The sequence below is a fragment of the Microbacterium aurantiacum genome (assembly GCF_040532595.1).
GTDB classification, from domain to species: domain Bacteria; phylum Actinomycetota; class Actinomycetes; order Actinomycetales; family Microbacteriaceae; genus Microbacterium; species Microbacterium chocolatum_B.
This window is the reverse complement of sequence record NZ_JBEVYX010000001.1, coordinates 1,749,262-1,770,232: the sequence shown is the minus strand read 5'-3', so window position 1 is coordinate 1,770,232 and position 20,971 is coordinate 1,749,262. Positions and strand designations below refer to the sequence as shown.

Annotated in this window: 17 protein-coding genes; 8 read left to right on the top strand and 9 right to left on the bottom strand. The window is 73.3% G+C overall.

Annotation, left to right across the window (positions count from 1 at the left end):
- Nucleotides 1-22 precede the first annotated feature (22 nt).
- A complete protein-coding gene (locus ABXJ56_RS08410; protein ID WP_353999230.1) occupies nucleotides 23-631 on the bottom strand; it encodes a response regulator transcription factor in 609 nt (202 codons plus the stop codon).
- On the bottom strand, nucleotides 628-1,863 hold the full coding sequence (locus ABXJ56_RS08405; RefSeq protein WP_353999229.1) for a sensor histidine kinase: 1,236 nt from the start codon (nucleotides 1,861-1,863) through the stop codon (nucleotides 628-630). Before ABXJ56_RS08405 ends, ABXJ56_RS08410 begins: the two co-directional genes overlap by 4 nt.
- Before the next feature lie 167 nt (nucleotides 1,864-2,030).
- Between ABXJ56_RS08405 and ABXJ56_RS08400 the strand changes: the two genes are divergently transcribed.
- Nucleotides 2,031-2,516, top strand: coding sequence for a hypothetical protein (locus ABXJ56_RS08400; RefSeq protein WP_353999228.1), 486 nt, complete (start codon nucleotides 2,031-2,033; stop codon nucleotides 2,514-2,516).
- Nucleotides 2,517-2,609: 93 nt separating this feature from the next.
- On the opposite strand, the gene ABXJ56_RS08395 is transcribed toward ABXJ56_RS08400, so the two are convergent.
- Nucleotides 2,610-3,581 (bottom strand): diacylglycerol/lipid kinase family protein, encoded by a 972-nt coding sequence (locus ABXJ56_RS08395; RefSeq protein ID WP_353999227.1) that lies wholly within the window; start codon nucleotides 3,579-3,581, stop codon nucleotides 2,610-2,612.
- Nucleotides 3,582-3,664: 83 nt separating this feature from the next.
- A complete protein-coding gene (locus tag ABXJ56_RS08390) occupies nucleotides 3,665-4,111 on the bottom strand; it encodes an Lrp/AsnC family transcriptional regulator (protein ID WP_353999993.1) in 447 nt (148 codons plus the stop codon).
- A 183-nt stretch (nucleotides 4,112-4,294) separates the two neighbouring features.
- On the opposite strand from ABXJ56_RS08390, the gene ABXJ56_RS08385 reads away from it, so the two are divergent.
- The 3 genes from ABXJ56_RS08385 to ABXJ56_RS08375 are packed head-to-tail and all read left to right on the top strand — an operon-like array spanning nucleotide 4,295 to nucleotide 7,527.
- Nucleotides 4,295-5,722: a DUF6421 family protein gene (locus ABXJ56_RS08385; protein WP_353999226.1), complete on the top strand. Its 1,428-nt coding sequence runs from the start codon at nucleotides 4,295-4,297 to the stop codon at nucleotides 5,720-5,722.
- On the top strand, nucleotides 5,719-6,429 hold the full coding sequence (locus tag ABXJ56_RS08380; RefSeq protein ID WP_353999225.1) for an SDR family NAD(P)-dependent oxidoreductase: 711 nt from the start codon (nucleotides 5,719-5,721) through the stop codon (nucleotides 6,427-6,429). The genes ABXJ56_RS08385 and ABXJ56_RS08380 overlap by 4 nt, the downstream gene beginning before the upstream one ends.
- A gap of 33 nt (nucleotides 6,430-6,462) precedes the next feature.
- Nucleotides 6,463-7,527: a threonine aldolase family protein gene (locus ABXJ56_RS08375; protein ID WP_353999224.1), complete on the top strand. Its 1,065-nt coding sequence runs from the start codon at nucleotides 6,463-6,465 to the stop codon at nucleotides 7,525-7,527.
- Nucleotides 7,528-7,552: 25 nt separating this feature from the next.
- Here the strand turns inward: ABXJ56_RS08375 and ABXJ56_RS08370 are convergent, their stop codons facing one another.
- The 5 genes from ABXJ56_RS08370 to ABXJ56_RS08350 form a co-directional block, all read right to left on the bottom strand.
- Nucleotides 7,553-8,398 carry an ABC transporter permease gene (locus tag ABXJ56_RS08370; RefSeq protein ID WP_353999223.1) on the bottom strand — a complete coding sequence of 282 codons (846 nt, stop codon included), beginning with the start codon at nucleotides 8,396-8,398 and terminating at the stop codon, nucleotides 7,553-7,555.
- Nucleotides 8,385-9,338, bottom strand: coding sequence for an ABC transporter ATP-binding protein (locus ABXJ56_RS08365; protein ID WP_353999992.1), 954 nt, complete (start codon nucleotides 9,336-9,338; stop codon nucleotides 8,385-8,387). Before ABXJ56_RS08365 ends, ABXJ56_RS08370 begins: the two co-directional genes overlap by 14 nt.
- 74 nt (nucleotides 9,339-9,412) lie before the next feature.
- The gene (locus tag ABXJ56_RS08360) at nucleotides 9,413-10,588 is read right to left on the bottom strand and encodes a LolA family protein (RefSeq protein WP_353999222.1); all 1,176 of its coding nucleotides are present in this window, start codon (nucleotides 10,586-10,588) and stop codon (nucleotides 9,413-9,415) included.
- 51 nt (nucleotides 10,589-10,639) lie between these two features.
- Nucleotides 10,640-11,473: an AlbA family DNA-binding domain-containing protein gene (locus ABXJ56_RS08355; RefSeq protein WP_353999221.1), complete on the bottom strand. Its 834-nt coding sequence runs from the start codon at nucleotides 11,471-11,473 to the stop codon at nucleotides 10,640-10,642.
- Between the two features lie 59 nt (nucleotides 11,474-11,532).
- A complete protein-coding gene (locus ABXJ56_RS08350) occupies nucleotides 11,533-12,147 on the bottom strand; it encodes an NUDIX hydrolase family protein (protein ID WP_353999220.1) in 615 nt (204 codons plus the stop codon).
- A 61-nt stretch (nucleotides 12,148-12,208) separates the two neighbouring features.
- On the opposite strand from ABXJ56_RS08350, the gene ABXJ56_RS08345 reads away from it, so the two are divergent.
- The 4 genes from ABXJ56_RS08345 (at nucleotide 12,209) to ABXJ56_RS08330 (ending at nucleotide 20,764) form a co-directional block, all read left to right on the top strand.
- A complete protein-coding gene (locus ABXJ56_RS08345; protein ID WP_353999219.1) occupies nucleotides 12,209-12,865 on the top strand; it encodes an alpha/beta hydrolase in 657 nt (218 codons plus the stop codon).
- Between the two features lie 266 nt (nucleotides 12,866-13,131).
- Nucleotides 13,132-14,820: an ABC-F family ATP-binding cassette domain-containing protein gene (locus tag ABXJ56_RS08340; protein WP_353999218.1), complete on the top strand. Its 1,689-nt coding sequence runs from the start codon at nucleotides 13,132-13,134 to the stop codon at nucleotides 14,818-14,820.
- Between the two features lie 315 nt (nucleotides 14,821-15,135).
- Complete coding sequence (locus tag ABXJ56_RS08335; RefSeq protein ID WP_353999217.1) at nucleotides 15,136-19,914, top strand: ATP-dependent helicase; 4,779 nt, start codon at nucleotides 15,136-15,138, stop codon at nucleotides 19,912-19,914.
- Nucleotides 19,907-20,764, top strand: a complete 858-nt coding sequence (locus ABXJ56_RS08330) for a DNA-formamidopyrimidine glycosylase family protein (RefSeq protein WP_353999216.1) — start codon at nucleotides 19,907-19,909, stop codon at nucleotides 20,762-20,764. Before ABXJ56_RS08335 ends, ABXJ56_RS08330 begins: the two co-directional genes overlap by 8 nt.
- Nucleotides 20,765-20,971 lie beyond the last annotated feature (207 nt).

Genomic DNA, 20,971 nt, shown 5'->3' with positions numbered 1-20,971 from the left:
GCCAGGTGCCTGGGGGCGGGGGCTAGATCCAGCCCTGCTCCCAGGCGCGGTCGGCGGCCTCGTGGCGGGAGGAGGCGTCGAGCTTCATCATCGCCGCGGAGAGGTAGTTGCGCACCGTTCCGGGCGCGAGGTGGAGGCGATCGGCGATCTGCTGCACGCTGTGTGCCGAGCGGCTGTGGCGGAGGACGTCGAGCTCGCGGTCGGTGAGCGGACTCCGCTCGGCCGTCAGCGCGACCGCCGCGATCTCCGGATCGATGTAGCGGCGTCCGGCGGCCACCGTCCGGATGACGTCCGCGAGCTCCTCCGCCGGCGTCGACTTCGGCACGAACCCCGACACCCGGGTCGCCAGCGCCCGCCGCAGCACCCCGGGGCGGGCGTGGCGGGTGACGATCACCACGCGCGACGGCACGCTCGCCAGGATCTGCGCCGCCGCCTCCAGCCCGTCGGCCTCGGGCATCTCGAGGTCGAGCAGGCACACATCCGGCCGGTGCTCCCGCGCCTGTTCGACGGCACGGATGCCGTTCTCCGCCGTCGCGACGACCTCGATGTCGGGCTCCAGCTGCAACAGGGCCACGAGGGCGCCCCGGATCAGGTGCTCGTCGTCGGCGACGAGGAGACGGATGCCGCTCATGCGCGCGCCCCGGCCGTCGACGGTCGCGCGACCGTCGGCACCGTCGCGCGCAGGACGAACCGGTCACCCTCGTGCGCGGCATCCAGGCTCCCGCCGAGGGCGACCATGCGCTCGCGCAGCCCGGCGATGCCGCTGCCCGCGTCGACGGAATCGCCGCCCGCCGCCGCGCCCGCCGCCGGGGCCGCCGCCGGGGCCGCCGCGTCGTTGGTGATCGTCAGCGTCCAGCCGCCCGCCGTGGCCACGACCGTGATCTCGACCTCGGTGGCCTCGCTGTGGCGCAGGATGTTCGTCGTCGCCTCACGGACCGTCAGCGCCAGCGCGCTGCGGGTCGCGTCGTCGTCGGGGAGCGCCTCCACGCGCAGCGTGCACCGCGCACCGGAGGCGCCGAGCACCTCGCGGGCGTTGTACAGCTCGTCATCCAGCGATACCTGCCGGTAGCCGGCGACGAGGGAGCGGGTCTCGGCCAGCGCTTCGTGGGCGATGGTCCGCACGTCGCGCAGCTGCGTACGCGCGGCCTCGACATCGACCGGCAGAAGACGCTCGGCGAGCTCGGCCTTCAGCGAGATGACCTGCAGGTGGTGGCCCTGGATGTCGTGCAGATCGGAGGCGAACCGCAGGCGCTCGCGGGTGACGGCGAGCGCCGCCGCCGTGCGCCGATGCCGGTCGAGCTCGAGCACGACCTCCCAGAACCACACGCTCGTGAGGAGCATGAACGGCACGAACGCAGCGTAGATCACCGTCGCCCATGCGCTGCCGGGGTCGACGAGGAACGCGCCCGGGGGGACGGGGGTGATCCGCTCGGCGAGGACGGTGTGCCCCACGAGGAGGATGACCCCGAGTGCGATGAGCTCCCATCGGCGTCGGCGCCCGACCAGGCACGCCGCGACGCACAGCGCTGCCCACAGCGACGCCGCGCCGAGGAGGGCCCCTCCGGGGGCGAAGAGCGTCAGCACCCACACGGCCGTCGCGGGCACGAAGAGGGCGAGAGAGGCCCCGATACCGGGCATCCCGGATCCGCGGCCGCCGCGCAGGTACCAGCAGAAGCGGATCTGCACGACACCCGCCACCAGCTGCAGCACGATCGCGACGCTCATCGCCGCGTTCGGTGCCGCGGCGAGCGGGGGGAGCATCATCAGCGCGACGAACCCGGTGAAGAAGCCCACGAAGGCCACGATCGAGCCCAGGGTGTAGAGCCACGTCGTGCGGACGTTCCGGCGATGATCCACGGTCACGTCCCCGAGGGTAGACCAGTGACATCTGTCACGGTCGGGCGTGGGAGAACGCCCGACCGTCGATGATCCGGGGACACTGCCGCCGCGGCATCCGTTCGCGAAGGATGGTCATCGAGGCGCTTCCGGCGCCGCAGAGCCACCGCCCCGACACCCGAGAAGGACTCCCCATGATCGCCGCCCTGCAGGACTTCGCCGCTTCGTTCCCCGAGTACATCTCCTGGCTCGGCGTGATGCTCGTCTCGGCGATCCCGTTCGTCGAGTCGTACTTCGGCTCGGTCATCGGCGTACTGATCGGCCTGCCGACGCCCGTCGCGATCGCCGTCGCGGTGATCGGCAACGTCGTCTCGATGCTCGCGTTCGTGTTCTCCGCGCATCGGGTGCGCACGAAGGTGATCGCGGGCCGGGGAGGCGCGGATGCCGCACCCGAGGAGTCGCCGCGCCGCGCGAAGCTCCGGCGCGCGTTCGACCGCTACGGCGTGGCCGGGGTGAGCCTGCTGGGTCAGACCATCCTGCCGAGCCAGATCACGTCGGCGGCGATGGTGTCGTTCGGCGCGAACCGCAACGCCGTCATCCTGTGGCAGATCGTGTCGATCATCCTGTGGGGCACCGCCTTCGGCATCCTCGCGACCCTCGGCGTCCAGTTCGCCCGCTGACGCCGGGCGCCCACCTCTGGCCGCGGGACTGCATCCTCCGGTCGAGACTGCACGCCGCGCACGCAGTCTCGACGGGGAGATGCAGTCTCGCGGTCACGGGGAGGTCACGACCGACAGGGCGGCGGGGACGCGGCGGAGGTGCAGCGTGAACCCGGTCGCGGAGGCCTTCTCGAGCTCGCCGTCGTGCACCCACGCGGCCTGGTCCGCGTCGGCCGGGCGCACGCGCAGCTCCAGGGCGTCCACCAGGCGCCGCTCGACGTCGCGCGCCGGCGGGAACACGCGCACCGCACGCAGCACAGCCCGCGTCCGCCGCCCGAACGCCAACGACGCCAGCGCCCGCAGTCGCCCCCCACGGGCGTGGTGGATGCGGATGTCGAGCGTGCCGGCATCCGGCTCGGAACGCTGCAGCGTCGCGACCTGGTCGGACGCGTGCAGGCCCACGCCGATGAAGACCGACCAGACGCGCGCCCGGCGACCGTCCACGACGATCTCGGTGGGCTGGGCCTCGGTGATCTCGTCGGAGGCGGCGACGAGGGCGCCGAGCCACTTGCCGAGCGACTGCCGCCGCTCGCGCTCGTCGATGAGACCCGCGTACAGACCGAGGGACGCGGCGTTGAGCACCGTCTGCGGCTCGCCGTCGTCCACACGCACCTCGAGCACATCGATCGCGCGGACGCGACCGTTCCGGAGCGCGGAGAGGGCTGCGTCCGGCCCGTCGATGCCGAGCGCGCGGGAGAAGTGGTTGAAGGTTCCGCCGGGGACGACCCACAGCGGCAGCCCCTCGGACCGGGCGATGTGCGCCATCGCCGAGACCGACCCGTCGCCGCCGAGGACCCCGAGCATGCGGGGCGGATCGTCGCCCGCGGTCGCCGCGGCCACGACATCCGCCATGTCCTCGTCCGGCTCGAGCTCGCGCACCCGCGCGGCCGGGAGTTCGCGCAGCAGGCGCGTTCCGGGATCCGCGCGCAGGGTGGACGCGCCCGCACGCCTGTTGCGGAGCACGAGCAGGCCCGCACCGTCCGGTCCGATCTGCGGAGGGTGCCCGCCTGCCTGTGCGTCCGTCATCGGTCGAGGCTACTCGCCGCGGATCCCGCGGCAAGGGGGCTTGTGCATCGAGGCCGGAGGCCCATCCCCCTTCGAGCGGAAGGTCAGGCGGGGAGGACCGGGCGGTGCTCGAAGAAGGTCTGCAGGACCACGGTCGTGCGGGTGTTCACCGACGCGGTCTGGCGGATCTCGCGGATGAGCTCCTCGAGGTGCCGTGGTGTGGCGACCCGGACGAGCAGGATGTAGCTGGCGTCGCCGGCGATCGAGTGGCATGCCTCGATCTCACGCAGGTGCTCGAGCAGTTCCGGCGCGTTGTCGGGCTGACCGGGGTCGAGCGGCGTGATCTCGATGAACGCTGCGAGGGGCTTGCCGACGGCCTCGGCGTCGACGACCGCGCGATAGCCGGTGATGACGCCGCGGGCCTCCAGACGCCGCAGGCGCGATTGGACGGCCGAGACCGACAGCCCCACCGCCGCCGAGACGTGGGCGAGCGTCGCACGGCCGTCGCGGGTGACCTCGGCGACGATCGCGGCGTCCGTCTCGTCGTCCAGGCGGGCCCGGGAGCGCTCCGGGGCAGAGGGGTCGACCCGCTGATCAGTCATGCGGGCACGGTATCAGCCGCCGTGGTGACAGCCGATCATTATCCGGCCAATGTTTGATTCTGCCGGAATTCTTCCCGTAGCATGTACCCGCGACGACATCCGTCCTCCCTGCTCGCGTCGATCGGAGGCCTCATGCCCCTCACCACCGTTCCGGCCGCCACCGCGCGTCCCGCCGCCGCGCACGCCGCCGCCGGCGTCGAAGACTCCGCGGCCTGGCTGAGCCTCAAGGCCGCCGCGACCGCCCTCCAGCCGCTGCAGGTCTCGGACGGGTCGATTCCGGATGCCGCGCGCCACGACGACGCCGCCGCCCACGTCGAGGCGATCGTCGCCGCCCTCGACGAGCTCCGCCCCTCCTTCCCCCACGACGACGCGTACCTCCGCGCCTCGGCGGCGGACTTCGCCCGGTGGCGGGACGAGGGATTCGGCGTGCCGGACTTCCTTGACTCGCTCGCGGCGTTCCAGCCGCAGCAGCACCGGGTGGACGGCATCCGTCACCTCGTGATCTTCCCGATGTACACCCAGAACGGCTCGCGCGACCGGCACGTCGAGGCGGTGCTGGTGGAGGTCATCTGGCCGGAGTTCATCGCGCAGCTCGAGGCCGGCGACTACGGCAACGCCCTGTTCGTGTCCCTGCGGTTCATCGACTTCACGCCCGGCTACGACACCAACTCCGCGGTGCTCTTCCCCGAGACGGTCGCGATGCGGGAGATCCCCACGTTCACGTGGGGCGCGATCTTCCAGGACCGCGAGGCCGCGCGCTACCGGCGCGTCGTCCGCGCCGCCGCGGAGATCACGAAGCTCGACCTCCCCGCCGACGCCGCCGCGATGCTCGACGACCAGGAGCTCACCGAGAAGACGTTCGTGATGTGGGACATCATCCACGACCGCACCCACATGCGCGGGGACCTGCCCTTCGATCCGTTCATGATCAAGCAGCGGATGCCGTTCTTCCTGTACTCCCTCGAGGAGCTGCGCTGCGACCTGACGGCCTTCCGCGAGTGCGTCGGCATCGCCGCGCGCCTGCGCGCCCGGGTCGAGGCCGGCGAGACGCTCGACGCGACCGAGGCCGAGACGCTGCAGCACGCGGTCCTCGTGCAGTACGCGGTGATCTTCGACCGCATCTTCCGCTTCGCCATCACCGGCTCGCGCGTGCGCAACTACGACGGACTCGGTGGGCAGCTGCTCTTCGCGTGGCTGCACCAGCGCGGTGTGCTGCACTGGACCGACACCGCGCTCGCCTTCGACTGGGACGAGGTCCCGGCGGCGGTCATCGCCCTCGGCGACGCGATCGATGAGCTCTACTGGCGCTCGATCGACCGGCCGAAGGTCGCGCACTGGCTCGCCGCCTACGACCTCGTCCGCGGCGTCGTGACCCCGCACCCCGCGTCCGCATGGGCACGCGGGCTGAGCGACGAGATTCTCGCCGGGGCCCCCAAGGGGTACACCGACGCGGTGCTCCCCGACGAGTTCCCCCTGTCGATGTTCTTCGAGGCGCTGGAGAAGAAGATGCGTCCGGTCATCGCCTCCACGACCGGGATCACCGGGCGGACCCCCGCGTGAGCGGCGCCGCCGAGACCCCCGAGAAGACCCGCGCCGTCCGCGGCCGGCGCGTCGTGATCGCCGGCGCCACGAGCGCGTCGGGCCTCGCGTGCGCGCGCGAGCTCGCCGCCGCGGGCGCCGAGGTGATCGCCGTCGGGCGGGATGCCGCGCGCCTGACCGCGCTCGTCGACGAGGTGCGTGCGGCGACCGGTCGCGAGGTCGTCGCCGAGGTCTGCGATCTGACCGACGAGGCCGCCGTCGACTCCCTCGTCGCGCGGATCCACGCGGCGGGGGGACCCGTCGACGGTGTCGTCCACCTCGTCGGCGGGTGGCGCGGCGGGGGTGGACTCGCCGGCCAGACCGACAAGGACTACCGCGCGCTGGAGCCCGCGCTCACGAGCCTCCGTCACGTCTCGCGCGCCGTCGACCCCGACCTGCAGGCGTCGACGGCGGGGCGTCTGGCGATCGTGTCGAGCACCTCGGTCGAGCGTCCGCTCGCGGGATCGGCGAACTACGCGGCTCTCAAGGCCGCCGCGGAGGCCTGGACCCGCGCGGTCGGCCAGGGCTACGCCAAGGCCGCACGGGATGCCGGCGAGGCGCTGCGCGCGGCATCCGTCATCTTCCGCGTGAAAAGCCTCGAGGGCCTCGAGGCCGACCTCGGCCGGGCCGTCGTCGCCCTCTGGGAGGCGTCGCCCGACGACCTCTCCGCGCCGATCGCCCTCGGCTGAGCCGAGCCCGCCACCCCGACTAGATTGGACGAAGTGAGCACCCTCCACGATCGCGCCGTCCGCGGCTTCGCCTCTGACAACTATTCCGGCATCCACCCGGAGGTCCTCGCCGCGATCGCCGCGGCCAACGAGGGCCACCAGGTCGCCTACGGCGAGGACGCGTACACCGCTCGCCTGCAGGAGGTCTTCGCGGAGCACTTCGGTGACGGCGTCGAAGCCTTCCCCGTCTTCAACGGCACCGGCGCGAACGTGACGGGTCTGCAGTCGATGCTGCCCCGGTGGGGTGCGGTGATCGCGGCCGGGACGGCGCACATCAACGTCGACGAGGGCGGCGCGCCCGAGAAGGTGGGCGGGCTGAAGCTCCTCACCGTTCCGACCGAGGACAGCAAGCTCACCCCCGAGCTCATCGACCGCGAGGCGTGGGGCTGGGGCGACGAGCACCGCGCGCAGCCGCTCGTGGTCTCGATCACGCAGTCCACCGAGCTCGGCACCGTCTACACCGCCGACGAGGTGCGCGCGATCGCCGATCACGCGCACGCCCGCGGCATGCGCCTGCACATGGACGGCGCCCGCATCTCGAACGCCGCGGCCGCGCTCGACCTGCCGCTCCGGGCCTTCACGCGCGACGCCGGTGTCGACGTCCTCAGCTTCGGCGGGACTAAGAACGGCGCGATGCTCGGCGAGGCGATCGTGGTGATGGACCCGGCCGCCTCCGACGGCCTCATCTACCTGCGGAAGCTCAACATGCAGCTCGCGTCGAAGATGCGCTTCGTCTCCGCGCAGCTCGTCGCGCTCCTCAGCGACGACCTCTACCTCCGCAACGCCCGGCACGCCAACGCGATGGCCGCGCGCCTCCGCGCCGGCGTCGAGGCGGGGATCGCCGACGGATCGATCCGCGGTGTCGGCTTCACCCAGGCGACGCAGGCCAACGGCGTGTTCGCCACGCTCCCCGACGGTGTCGCCGATCGCCTGCGCGCGTCCTTCCGCTTCTACGACTGGGATGCCGCGAAGAACGAGGTCCGCTGGATGTGCAGCTTCGACACCACCGAAGCCGACATCGACGCCTTCATCGCCGCGATCGCGCGCGAGACCGCCTGAGCGGCCTGTCACGCACCCGCGCGGGTCAGGTCAGGATGTCCTTGCGGGCGAAGCGCCAGAGGGCCGCGCCGACGAAGACCACGATGTAGGCACCCTGCAGCAGCGCGTTATGGGCGAAACCGTCCCACACGATCGGGGCGCGCAGGAGATCGCCGAAGTCGAGCCACCGGTCGGTGAACAGCCACGGATGCAGCGCCTCGAGCTGCGGGATCGCCCCCACGATCTGCGCCGCAACGGCGAGGATCGCGGTCGCGGCCATCGCACCGATGGGCACCGAGGTGAGGGTCGAGAAGAACAGTCCGATCGCCGCCAGCCCGCACAGCGACAGCGCCGCGTATCCGGCTATGAGGAGGACGCGGCCGACGCCTTCGGCCACCGAGACCTCGCTGCCGGTGAGCAGCGTCACGGGGCCGACGGGGAAGAGGATCCACCCGACGATCGTGCCGACGACGACCACGAGCACCGCTGCCGTCAGGCAGAACACCACCGCCCACGCGTACTTGACCGCGAGGAGCCGGGCGCGTCCGGAGGGCACGAGGAGGAGATAGCGGAGGGTGCCGGATGCCGCCTCCCCCGCGATCGCGTCCCCCGCGGCGACGCTGACGGTGAGCGGCAGGAAGAGCGGGATCGCGACCGTGAGGGCGGCGAGCGCGACGAAGAGCCCGTTGCCGGTGATCTGGTCGAGGAACGCCGGCCCCCGGCCCGGGGACGAGCTGCCGGCGATGCGGATCGCGACGCCGAGGAGGATCGGGATCAGCGCGAGGGCACCGAGCATCGCGAGCGTGCGGCCACGCCGGAACTGGGTGGCGAGTTCGTTCGCGAACAGGCGCAGCGTGCCGCCCGGGCGGATCGCGATCTCACGCGACGACATCGAATCCCTCCCCCGTGAGTTCGACGAACCGCTGCTCGAGGCTCGACCCGACCACCTCGAACCCGCGGACGCGGACGCCCGCGGCGACGAGGGCCGCCACGATCTCCTCGGGGGCCCGCTCCTCCGACAGAGGGGCGACGACCAGGTCCCGATCGGATGCCGCGGCCTCGGCATCCGCCGGCATCGCCAGTGCGGCGAGGGCGGATCGGGCGAGGTCGGTGTCGGGGGTGTGGACGCGGACGCGCGGCTGGGCGCCGGTGCGGCGGAAATCGTCCAGCGTCCCCTGCGCGACGAGGCGCCCGCCGCTCATCACGCCGACGTGCGTGCACAGCTGCTCGACCTCGGCGAGGAGGTGGCTGGAGACGAAGACGGTGGCGCCCTCCGCCGCGAGCGCGCGGACGAGGGCGCGCACCTCGCGCGTCCCCTGCGGATCGAGGCCGTTGGTCGGCTCGTCGAGGACGAGGAGCTCGCGCGGTGCGAGAAGAGCCCCGGCAAGGCCCAGACGCTGCTTCATGCCGAGCGAGTAGGCGTGGGCCTTCTTGCGCGCGGCGTGCGCGAGTCCGACCCTCTCGAGCGCCGTGGCGACACGGGCGCCGCGGGTCGCGGGGTCGCTCCGACGGTCGGCGGCGTCGAGCCGGGCGAGGTTCTGCGCCCCGGTGAGGAACGGCGCGAACGCCGGCCCCTCGACGAGCGCGCCGACCCGCGGCAGCACGCGATCGAGCCCCGCGGGCACCGCGGTGCCGAGGACCCGGGCGTCGCCGGACGTCGGCCGGATGAGACCGAGCAGCATCCGGATCGTCGTGGTCTTGCCCGACCCGTTCGGCCCGAGGAAGCCGAACACCGCCCCGCGCGGGACACGGAGGTCGAGATCGGAGACGGCGGTCTGCGCGCCGAAGCGCTTGGTGAGGCCCCGCGTCGCGATCGCGAGGTCGTCGGCGATCGCGCCCGGGTCGTCCGGGGTGCCCGGGTCGTCCGCGCTGGCCGGGCCGTCCCCGGTCACCGGGCCGTCCGCGGTCACCGGGTCGGGGCGTCGGCGGCCGCGGCGGCGACGAGCGCGTCCACCGGCACGGCACCGGCGAAGACCCGCCCGTCGTCGGTGAGCAGCACGGTCACGAGCGCCGTCTGCAGCACCCGGCCGCCGTCGACGGCCGTCGTCACCGAATCGAGCAGCGCCGTCTGATCCGGGGCGAGCCCCGCGATCGGGTCGCGCTCCCCGGCGGGCGCCGGGATCTCGACGATCGTCGCCCACCCGTCGCCGCTCACCCGGGGCTGTGCCGAAGCCGGGGGCGTCGGCTTCTCGGCGTCGGCACGGGAGTCGGCATCCGTCCACACGGGCAGGTCCTTCTCCTCGACGGTGATGCCGGCGCCGGGTTCGAACGACAGCGCCGCCGCGTCGGGTGCGGCGAAGGAGACGTCGGTGAAGGCGATCTCGAACGCCGGCTCGCTCGCGCCGCGTGCGGTGACGGATGCCGCGAGGGCGGCGCCCGTCTCACCGTCGACGGCGAAGCGCAGCTCGCCGACGAGCGTGTCGTCGGCGCGCGGGGTGAGGACGAGTTCGTACGCGTCTCGACCGGCGACCCGGCCGTCGGACCCGACGGACACCTCGGTGGATTCGTCGAGGTCGGCGAGCGCCCGGTCGATCATCTCCTGGGGGGTGGGGAGCTCGGCCTCGACCGCATCCTCGGGCTTCTCGCCCGAACCCTCCGGCGCGAGGAAGCGGGTGGCGGTCTGCGACTCGCTGTCCACGAACCACGCCTCGCCGGCGGCACCGTCGACGTAGACGTTGCGCTCGGCGAGTTCGTCCAGCACCTGCAGGCGCGCGCGGTCGCCGTCGAGGTAGACCTTCGCGGTGTGCGTCCCGGTCACGAGCTCGAGGAGGTCGGCGATGTCGGCGGCGCGGGAGTCGGCATCCGTTCCCGGGTCGCCCGGCGATCCGCCGCCGAGCGCGTCGGTGACGGCGCCGAGGTCGGGGAGGCCGAGGGCGGAGGTCTGCTCGAGGGTGCCCGAGAGCTGGTCGACGTCGCTGTCGGCGGCGAGGGCGAGGAGCTGCTCGGGCGTGAGGTCGGGAAGATCGACGCTGCCGCTCGCGGCGAGCGGCACGAGGACGGCGGCACCGACCGCGGCGGGCACGGCGACCGCGGCGGTCCAGGCGAGAGCCCGGCGGGAGGGCAGGGAACGACCGGAGGACATGCTGTCAGGCTACGCCGGTCTCGGCGCGCTGACCGGGGTCACAGCGAAGACTCAGCGGGTGGGGCCCGTGCCCGTGAGGGCGCCGAGGACCGACGGCCGCCAGTGGCGCGCGACGTAGTCGACGGCCTCGTCCACGCCGAGCGAGCGGGTGGAGTTGCCCACGCGCACCCAGAGGTCGGTCGAGCCGCCGTCCTTCGCCACCGTGAGGAACACGGGCTTCGGCGAGGGCGGGCAGTTCACCGCGCACACCGTGGCGCCCGCGACCTCGGTGAACTGCAGGCGCGGGAGTGCGGCGGCGTTGCGTCCGAGGAGGGTGGAGAGCAGGTCGCGCAGCCACAGCTCGAACCGGTCGTGGTCGGGGGTGCGGAGTGTCGCCAGGTCGCGGTCGAGACCGACGGCGCGCCCCTCGTCGGAGGCGCCGATGACGAGCACACCGCCCGCGCTGTTGAGGAACGCCGCGACGGTCTTGGCGATCGCCATCTCCATACGCGGATCCTTGCGGTTCTCACGGATGTTCCAGCGCGCGGTCTCCTTGAACTCCACCCGGTCGCTCTCGCCCGCCGCGAGCACGGCCGGGACGTCCACGTCGACGCGGCCCCGGCGGATCCACGCCGCGATGCCGGCCACGAGGGCCGAGAGGCCCACACTGCACCCGAACGCGAGCAGGATCGTGGTCGGCATCCACAGGCGCAGCCCGTAGAAGAAGATCCCCGACAGCAGCAGACCGACGCTGATGCCGAGGAACGACACGATCGTCAGGGTCCGCAGCTCCAGCGCGATACGGCGCCCGAACAGGCGACGGATCACCCGCGCGACGACGTAGGCGACGAGCAGGACGACGGGGAGGGCGACGGCGAATTCGACCAGGAGCGGGCTGTGCGGCATCCGGAGTCCGTGTCTGTGGGCGGAGGAGCGTGGGCGGAGGTGCGTGGGCGGAGGTGCCGTCAGCGCAGGGCGCCGACGCTCGCGAGCGCGAGGCGGATGAGGGTGCCGCGACCGCCCTCCATCTCGGCGGCGAGGGCGTCGGATGCCGCCTCCTCCGGCGAGAGCCACGTGACCTCGAGGGCGTCCTGACGCGGCTCGCACGTGCCCGTGACCGGGACGACGAAGGGCAGCGACACGGCGTGCTGACGATCGTCGTGGAACGCGCTCACACCGGGGATGGGGAAGTACTCCGCGACGGTGAAGGGCACCGGCTGCAGCGGAAGGAGCGGGAAGGCCATCGGGCCCAGGTCGTTCTCGAGGTGACGGAAGAGCGCGTCGCGCACCGTCTCGCCGTAGCGGACGCGACCCGACACGATCGTCCGCGTCATCTCGCCCACCGGTGTGGCGCGCAGCAGGATGCCCACCTGGGTCACCGTGCCCACCCCGTCGGTGCGGACCGGGACCGCCTCGACATAGAGCATCGGCATCCGTCGACGGGCCTCGGCGAGCTCGACGTCGCTCAGCCATCCGGGGTTCGTCGAGCCCGAGGAGGAGCCCGGACCGAAACGGAGCGGATCGTTCGCGGCGCCCTCGCCGCGCTCGTCGGGGTCGGGATCAGGCGTGCGGACCGGCATGACTCCTGTATACCCCACGGGCGGCGCGGGGATGTCGGAGGTCGGTGGGACACTGGACGGCATGTCCGACCCGGTCCTCGATGAGAACGCCGTGCGCTGGTCGGCGGATGCCGCAGACCGCGCCGACCGCCCGCTCCTCGTGCTGCTGCACGGGTACGGCTCGGATGAGGCCGATCTCTTCGGGCTCGTCCCGTACCTTCCCGACGACTTCGCCGTGGCGGCGTTGCGCGCCCCGCTCGCTCCGCCGTGGCCGGCGCCCGGCTACTCGTGGTACCCGATCGAAGGGCTCCAGGGCCGCGACCCCGACGCCGTCACGGCGGCGGCGCGGGCGGTGACGGCGTGGATCGACGCGCAGGGTGCCGCGCATCCGCGGGTGGGACTGCTCGGGTTCTCGCAGGGCGCGGCGGTGGCGATGCAGGCGATGCGCCTGCAGCCCGGTCGTTTCGCGTTCGGGGTGAACCTCGCCGGGTACGTGACCCCCGGCATCCTTCCCGGCGATGACGTGCTGCGCGAGGAGCGTCCGCCGGTGTTCTGGGGTCGGGGGTCGCATGACGACGTCATCCCCGATGCGCTCGTCGCGCACACCACGGCGTGGCTGCCGGAGCACAGCGACCTGAGCGGTCGCGTCTACCCGGGCCTCACCCACAGCGTGTCGGCCGAAGAGCTGGCGGACGTGCACGTCTTCCTGACCAAGCGGCTCGCCGACGACCCGGAGTGAGGGCGCGCCCCGGAGCCTGGCGCACCTGGCGCACCTGGCGCACCTGGTCAGGGCACGGGCGGCCTGGTAACGTGGGCGGCCCTGTTCCCGACCGTGAGGACGAACCGGTGAAGCTGATCGACGCATCCGCGCTGTAATCGCGCTGCTCCGTCGAACCCCGACGTGCCGCGCACTCTCTCTGCGCTGAGCCGTCGACGTCGCTTCCCGCCGGTCCCCCGGTGTTCGAGCGCACTCCGGTGTCAGCGCACGCCGACACCGGAGGCCTCATGCCATCTTCTTCTCTTCCCATCTCCGCGGGTACGCCCGCGCCCGCCGTCGTCCTGGACCGCCTGAGCTTCTCCTGGCCCGACGGCTCCCCCGCCGTCGATGCCGTCTCGGGGGCGTTCGGCACCGGACGCACGGGACTCGTCGGCCGCAACGGTGCCGGCAAGACCACGCTCCTTCGCCTCATCGCCGGAGACCTCTCGCCCGACAGCGGCATCGTCCAGCGGACCGCGGATGCCGCGTTCCTGCCGCAGCGTCTGACGCTCGACGTCGACCGGCCGGTCGCCGACCTGCTCGGGGTCGGTGCCGCGCTCGGTGCGCTGCGGGCGATCGAATCCGGCGACGTCGACCCGCGCCACTTCGACGCCGTCGGCGACGACTGGGACATCGAGGCCCGCGCCGGGGCGGCCCTCGCCGAAGCGGGCCTGTCACCCACCCTCCTCGACCGCTCCGTGGGTTCGCTCTCGGGCGGTGAGGCGATCGTGGCGGCCGTGGCCGGCATCCGTCTCCGGCGCGCGGGGATCACCCTCCTCGACGAGCCGACGAACAACCTCGACGGCGCGGCGCGGGAGAGCCTGTACGCGCTGGTGCGGGCGTGGCGGGGGACGCTGATCGTGGTCAGCCACGACACGACGCTGCTCGATCTCATGGACGACACCGCCGAGATCCACGAGGGGACCCTGTCGGTGTTCGGCGGGCCGTACTCGTCGTGGAGGGCGTGGCTGGACGCCGAGCAGGATGCCGCGCGACAGGCCGAGCGGGCCGCCGCCCAGGCGGTGCGGCGGGAGAAGCGCGACCGCATCCAGGCCGAGACGACCCTCGCCCGCCGGACGGCGATGGGGAAGAAGGCGCAGCGGAACGCGCGCGTGCCTCCCATCGTCGCGGGCGGGAAGATGCGGGCGGCCCAGGTCTCTGCGGGGAAGCTCCGCGTGGAGAAGTCCGCGCGGGAGGACGCGGCGCGCGCGACACTCGCCGCCGCCGAGCGACGCGTGCGCGACGAGGACGCGGTGCGGATCGACCTGCCGGACCCGGCCGTCCCCGCCAGCCGGCGCATCGCCACGCTCGGCGACGGTGACCGGGAGTGGGTGATCCAGGGGCCCGAGCGCGTCACGCTCGTCGGGCCCAACGGCGTCGGGAAGACCACGCTGCTCGAGACGTTGGTCGCCTCGGCCGCCGTACCGAACTCCTCAGAAATGCGCCGAATCCCGCCCGGCGGGCCCGAGTCCGGCCCCGACGCACCGGATCGGAGGAGTTCGGTCCGGTGCGCCGCGCACACCGACCGCGTCGGCTACCTGCCCCAGCGCCTCGACGGGCTGGACGACGACGCATCAGTGCTCGCCAACGTGAGCGCCGCGGCGCCCGGCATCGGCGACGTCGAGATGCGCAACCGGCTGGCGCGGTTCCTCCTCCGGGGTGCGATGGTCGAGCGTCCGGTCGCGGCGCTGTCCGGCGGCGAACGCTTCCGCGTCGCCCTCGCCCGGCTGCTCTTGGCCGATCCCCCGCCGCAGCTGCTGGTGCTCGACGAGCCGACGAACAACCTCGACCTCGACACCCTCGACCAGCTGGTCGCGGCGCTCGCCGCGTACCGCGGCGCGCTGCTCGTGGTGAGTCACGACGAGGGGTTCCTCGCCCGGCTGGTTCCCGACCTCACCCTTGTGCTCGGTCGGGACGGGTCGCTGCGCGAGCGCTGACGCCCGGGCCGGGCGACGCGGGCCGATCGCCCGGCCGGGGCGGACCTAACTCCTCACAAACGCGCCGAAACCCGGCCCAGGGCCCCGGAAACGGCCCGGACCGGCCGGATCGGAGGAGTTAGGTGCGACCCGACCCGCAACCCGGGACGCGCCGAAACCCGGCCCGGGGCCCCGGAACCGGCCCGGACCGGCCGGATCGAAGGAGTTGAGTACGACCGGGTCGGAGGAGGTGCGGCGGCGGGATCGGAGACATCAGGCCCGGGCCGCCCGGCGCAACCCCGCCCGGATGTCGGTGGGGAGGGCGAAGATGGGGGGATGAGCGACGTGCTCGAGCGGTTCGGTCCCGCGACCCGGGACTGGTTCCGTGGTGCCTTCGCCGCTCCGACGACGGCGCAGGCGGGCGCGTGGGAGGCGATCTCCGCCGGACGGCACGCGCTGGTGGTCGCCCCGACGGGCTCCGGCAAGACCCTGTCGGCGTTCCTGTGGGCGATCGACCGCGTCTTCCGCGAGAAGCCGATCCCCGCCGCCGAAGAGGCCACCGGCCGCAGGAAGCGCCCGCGGCCAGACGACACCCCCGCCACCCGCGTCCTCTACATCTCCCCCCTCAAGGCCCTCGGCGTCGACGTCGAACGCAACCTCCGGTCGCCGCTCGTCGGCATCGAGCAGTCCGCGCGCCGCCGCGGCATCACGGTTCCGCCGGTGCGGGTCGGGGTCCGCTCGGGCGACACCCCGGCGTCGGAGCGGCGATCGCTCGTGCAGGATCCGCCCGACATCCTCATCACGACCCCCGAGTCTCTCTACCTGATGCTCACCAGCGCCGCGGGCGAGACCCTGCGCGGTGTCCACACCGTCATCGTCGACGAGGTCCACGCGGTCGCGGCCACCAAGCGCGGCGCCCACCTCGCGGTGAGCCTCGAACGTCTCGACGCTCTGCTCGAGGCGCCCGCCCAGCGCATTGGCCTGTCGGCGACCGTGCGTCCGATCGACGAGGTCGCGCGCTTCCTCGGCGGGGCGGCCCCCGTCGAGATCGTCGCCCCTCCCGCGTCGAAGGCGTTCGACATGAAGGTCGTCGTCCCCGTCGACGACATGCTGAACCCGCCTCCCGCTCCCGGTTCGGACCCAGCGCCACCGCCACCCTCGACAAAGGGCGACACGGATGCCGCACCCATCGACGAGGACTGGTTCGGTGACGGATCGACGGGCGCCCCGACCACCGAGATCACCGGGTCGGTATGGCCGCACGTCGAGGAGGCGATCGTGGATCGCATCCTCCAGCAGCGGTCCACCATCGTCTTCTGCAACTCCCGGCGTCTCGCCGAGCGCCTCACCGGGCGCCTGAACGAGATCTACGCCGATCGCCTCGGCCTCGACCTCCCCGACCCGACCGTGCCGGCCCAGATGATGGCGCAGGCGGGCGTCACCGCGGGCGCCGACCCCGTCCTCGCCAAGGCGCACCACGGCTCGGTCTCGAAGGAGCAGCGGGCGATCGTGGAGGACGAGCTGAAGTCCGGCGTGCTGCGCTGCGTCGTCGCGACCTCGAGCCTCGAGCTCGGCATCGACATGGGCGCGGTGGACCTCGTGATCCAGGTCGAGGCGCCGCCGAGCGCGGCATCCGGACTCCAGCGCATCGGCCGCGCCGGCCACCAGGTGGGCGAGGTGAGCCGCGCCGCCCTCTTCCCCAAGCACCGCAGCGACGTGCTGCACACCGCGATCGTGACCGAGCGGATGCTGGCGGGGAAGATCGAGGCGATCGCCGTCCCGCAGAATCCGCTCGACATCCTCGCGCAGCAGACCGTCGCGGCGTGCGCGCTGGCGCCGCTGGAGGTGGAGACGTGGTTCGAGACGCTGAAGCGCAGCGCGCCGTTCCGCGCCCTGCCGCGCTCGGCGTACGAGGCGACCCTGGACCTGCTCGCCGGCCGGTTCCCGTCGGACGAGTTCGCCGAACTCCGCCCGCGCCTGGTGTGGGACCGCGATCACGGCACCCTCACCGCGCGCCCCGGTGCGCAGCGCCTCGCGGTCACGAGCGGGGGGACGATCCCCGACCGCGGCTTGTTCGGCGTGTTCATCGCCGGGGAGTCGCAGAACGCCCGCGTCGGCGAGCTCGATGAGGAGATGGTCTACGAGTCTCGCGTCAACGACGTGTTCACGCTCGGCACGACCAGCTGGCGGATCGTGGAGATCACCCACGACCGCGTCAACGTCCTCCCCGCCTTCGGGCAGCCCGGCAAGGTCCCGTTCTGGCACGGCGACGGCATCGGCCGCCCCGCAGAGCTCGGCGAGGCTCTCGGCCGGTTCTCCCGCGAGGTGTCCGCGGCGGGGCCGGAGAAGGCGCACGAGCGCCTCGTCGAGGCCGGCCTCGACGACTACGCCCGCGCGAACCTCCTGGCCTACCTCGACGAGCAGCGGGAGGCCACGGGCACGCTCCCGACCGATCGTCAGCTGACCGTTGAGCGCGGGCGCGACGAGGTCGGCGACTGGCGCGTGATCCTGCATTCCCCGTACGGCATGCAGGTGCACGCTCCGTGGGCGCTGGCCGTCAACGCCCGCATCCGCGAGCGCCTCGGCGTCGAGGGCTCGGCGGTCGCGAGCGACGACGGCATCATCGCCCGGATCCCGGATGCCGAGGCCGAACCTCCCGGCGCCGAACTCTTCGTCTTCGACCCCGACGAGCTGGAGCAGATCGTCACGGCCGAGGTCGGCGGCTCCGCCCTGTTCGCGTCCCGCTTCCGTGAGTGCGCCGCGCGCGCGCTGCTGATGCCGAGACGGAATCCCGGCAAGCGCACCCCGCTCTGGCAGCAGCGCCAGCGTTCGGCGCAGCTGCTCGAGGTCGCCCGCCGGCATCCGACGTTCCCGATCATCCTCGAGACGCTCCGCGAGGTCCTGCAGGACGTCTACGACGTCCCCTCCCTTCTGCGTCTCGCGCGGAGCATCGGCGAGCGCCGCATCCGCCTCGTCGAGACCGAGCCCCCGCAGCCGTCCCCGTACGCCCGCGACCTTCTCTTCGGGTATGTCGGCGCATTCATGTACGAGGGCGACTCCCCGCTCGCCGAGCGCCGTGCCGCGGCCCTGTCGGTCGATCCGGCGCTCCTCGGCGAGCTCCTCGGCACGATCGAGATGCGCGAACTCCTCGACCCCGAGGTGATCGCGCAGTTCGAGCGCGAGACGCAGCGTCTGGCGCCGGACCGCCGTGCCCGCGGTCTCGAGGGCGTCGCCGATCTGCTGCGCATCCTCGGCCCCATGGATGCCGCGGAGGTCGCCCTCCGACTCGAGCCGTCCGAGGGCGCCGAGGCCGCGACCGTCGCGGAAGCGCAGACGCTCCTCGACGAGCTGGTCACGGCGCGTCGGGCGATTCCCGTGGGCATCGCCGGCGCCTCCCGGGTCGCCGTCATCGAGGACGCCGGACGCCTGCGTGACGCAATCGGGGTCGCGCTTCCTGTCGGCATCCCGAACGCGTTCCTCGAGCCGTTCCCCGATCCGCTGGGCGATCTCGTGGCGCGGCACGCCCGCACGCACGCCCCGTTCACGGCGCAGGATGTCGCCGAGCGTCTCGGCATCGGCGTCGCCGTCGCACGCCTCACGCTCCAGCGTCTCGAGTCGGCCGGACGCGTCTCGAGCGGCTACTTCCTCCCCGACGCCGCCCGCACCGCCGGCGCCGGCCGCGCCGCGAACGCCGACGAGGTCGAGTGGTGCGACGCCGAGGTGCTCCGACGGCTCCGGATGCGCTCGCTCGCGGCGATCCGCGGCAGCGTCGAGCCCGTGTCGCAGCAGGCGTTCGGGCGGTTCCTCCCCGTCTGGCAGCACGTCGCGCGCCCGCTCGAGGGCGTCGACGGCGTCCTCTCCGTCGTCGAGCAGCTCGCCGGCGTGCCGATCCCGGCGAGCGCGTGGGAGTCCCTCGTGCTCCCCTCGCGCGTGAAGGACTACACACCCGGCATGCTCGACGAGCTGACCGCGACGGGCGAGGTCGTCTGGTCCGGTCACGGCAGCCTCGCCGGCCGCGACGGCTGGATCGCCCTCCATCCCGCGGACGCCGCGCCGGTCACGGTCACCCGGGACCCGGATGCCGAGGCCCCGTCGCCGGACTCGCTCGACGCCCGCATCCTCGACGCGCTCGACGGCGGCGGCGCGTATTTCGCCGCGCAGCTGCGGACCCTCGCCGGGGCCGACAACGAGATGCAGGTGGTCGAGGCGCTGTGGCGCCTCGCGTGGGCCGGGCACGTGACGAACGACACGTTCGCGCCCGTCCGCACCCTCGTCTCGGGCGGCGGGCAGGCGCACCGGGTCGCCCGCCGTGCCCCGCGCGCCCGTATGTACCGCGGTGCGTCCGTCGGCGCCACCCGCACGCCCACCCCCGCCCGCACGCCCCCCTCGGGCGGGCGCTGGTCGCGCCTCCCCGAGCCGGAGACGGATGCCGCGGTCCGCGCGACCGCCACGGCGAGCCTGCTGCTCGATCGCTACGGCGTCGTGACCCGGGGTTCGGTCCAGGCCGAGGGCGTCCCCGGGGGATTCGCGCAGGTGTACCGCGTGCTCGCGGGCTTCGAGGAGGCCGGGCACTGCCGCCGCGGGTACGTGGTCGAGAAGCTCGGCGCCGCCCAGTTCGCCGCGTCGACGACCGTCGACCGGCTGCGTCAGTTCGCCGGCCTCGCCGACCCACCGCCCCGGCGGACGGTCACCCTCGCCGCCACCGATCCGGCGAACCCGTACGGCGCGGCGCTGTCGTGGCCGGCGCTCGAGGGCATCTCCCACCGCCCGGGCCGGAAGGCCGGCGCGCTGGTCGTCCTCGTCGACGGCGCCCTCGTGCTCTACCTCGAGCGCGGAGGCAAGACCGCGCTGGCCTTCGCCGACGATCCTGCGCTCCTCACCGCCGCGGCCGCCGACCTGGCCTCCACCGCCCGCGCGCGCCGCCTCGACACCCTGACGATCGAGCAGGTCAACGGCACCTTCGTGCACGGATCCGAGTGGGGACGGGCGCTCCGCGACGCGGGCTTCGTCGAGTCGCCGCGCGGGCTCACCCTGCGGCGCCTGACTCCCGGTGAGACCGAGAGGCGCGCGCGGTCGACCGCCGACGCGCCTCCGGAGGATCGCGCGCGTGCCTGAGGGCGACACCGTCTTCCGCGCCGCCCACCGGCTGGATGCCGTGCTCGCCGGTGCGGAGGTGACGCGCTTCGAGCTGCGCGTGCCGCAGGTGGCCACCGTAGACCTCACCGGCCAGCACGTGCACGGGGTCGTGCCGAGGGGGAAGCACCTCCTCCACCGGATCGGCGACACCACCGTCCACTCGCACCTGAAGATGGAGGGCGAGTGGCACGTCTACCGCCGCGGGGAGCGGTGGCGCGCTGCGGGCTTCAAGGCGCGCGCCGTCATCGGCGGGCGCGCCCCGGACGGTCAGGAGTGGGAAACGGTCGGCTTCGACCTCGCCGACATCGCCGTCGTCCCCACGCGGGAGGAGGATTCGCTGGTCGGGCATCTCGGCCCGGATCCGCTCGCCGCCGACTGGGACCCGGTGGAGGCTGCCCGACGCGTGGCGGCCGATCCGCGCGCGATCCACGTCGCCCTGCTCGATCAGCGCTCGGTCGCGGGCTTCGGCAACGAGTACGCCAACGAGATCCTCTTCGTCCGCGGCGTCCACCCCTTCACCCCCACCGCGCAGGTCGATGTCGCCGCCGCCATCGACCTCGGCACGCGCATGATCCGCGCGAACCGCGACCGCTCGGGGCGCACGTTCACCGGAGACAGCCGCCCGGGGCGATCCACGTGGGTCTACCGGCGCGAGGGCCGCCCCTGCCGCCGGTGCGGGACCCTCATCGAGGGCGGGTCGCTCGGCGCCGACCCCACGCGCGAGCGCATCGTCTTCTGGTGCCCCCGGTGCCAGCCCGCACCCGCCGCGACGACCCCGGACGCCACCCCCGGCGCGACCCCGGACGTCACCCCCGACGCAACCGCCTAGGACCGACGATCTGTCAGGGCTCCTGCCCCCGACCCCGTCCCTTCGCCGGTGCGCACGGCGAAACCGCGCGGTTTCCTCCCCGTTACATAACCCCGGACGATCTGTCAGACAGCCCATCTGGGCACCGCGGTTCGTCCGGTTCGCGGGGCGCCGCATTGCGACCACGACGGCGCGCCCTATTGAATACCCCACACACCCACCCGTCCG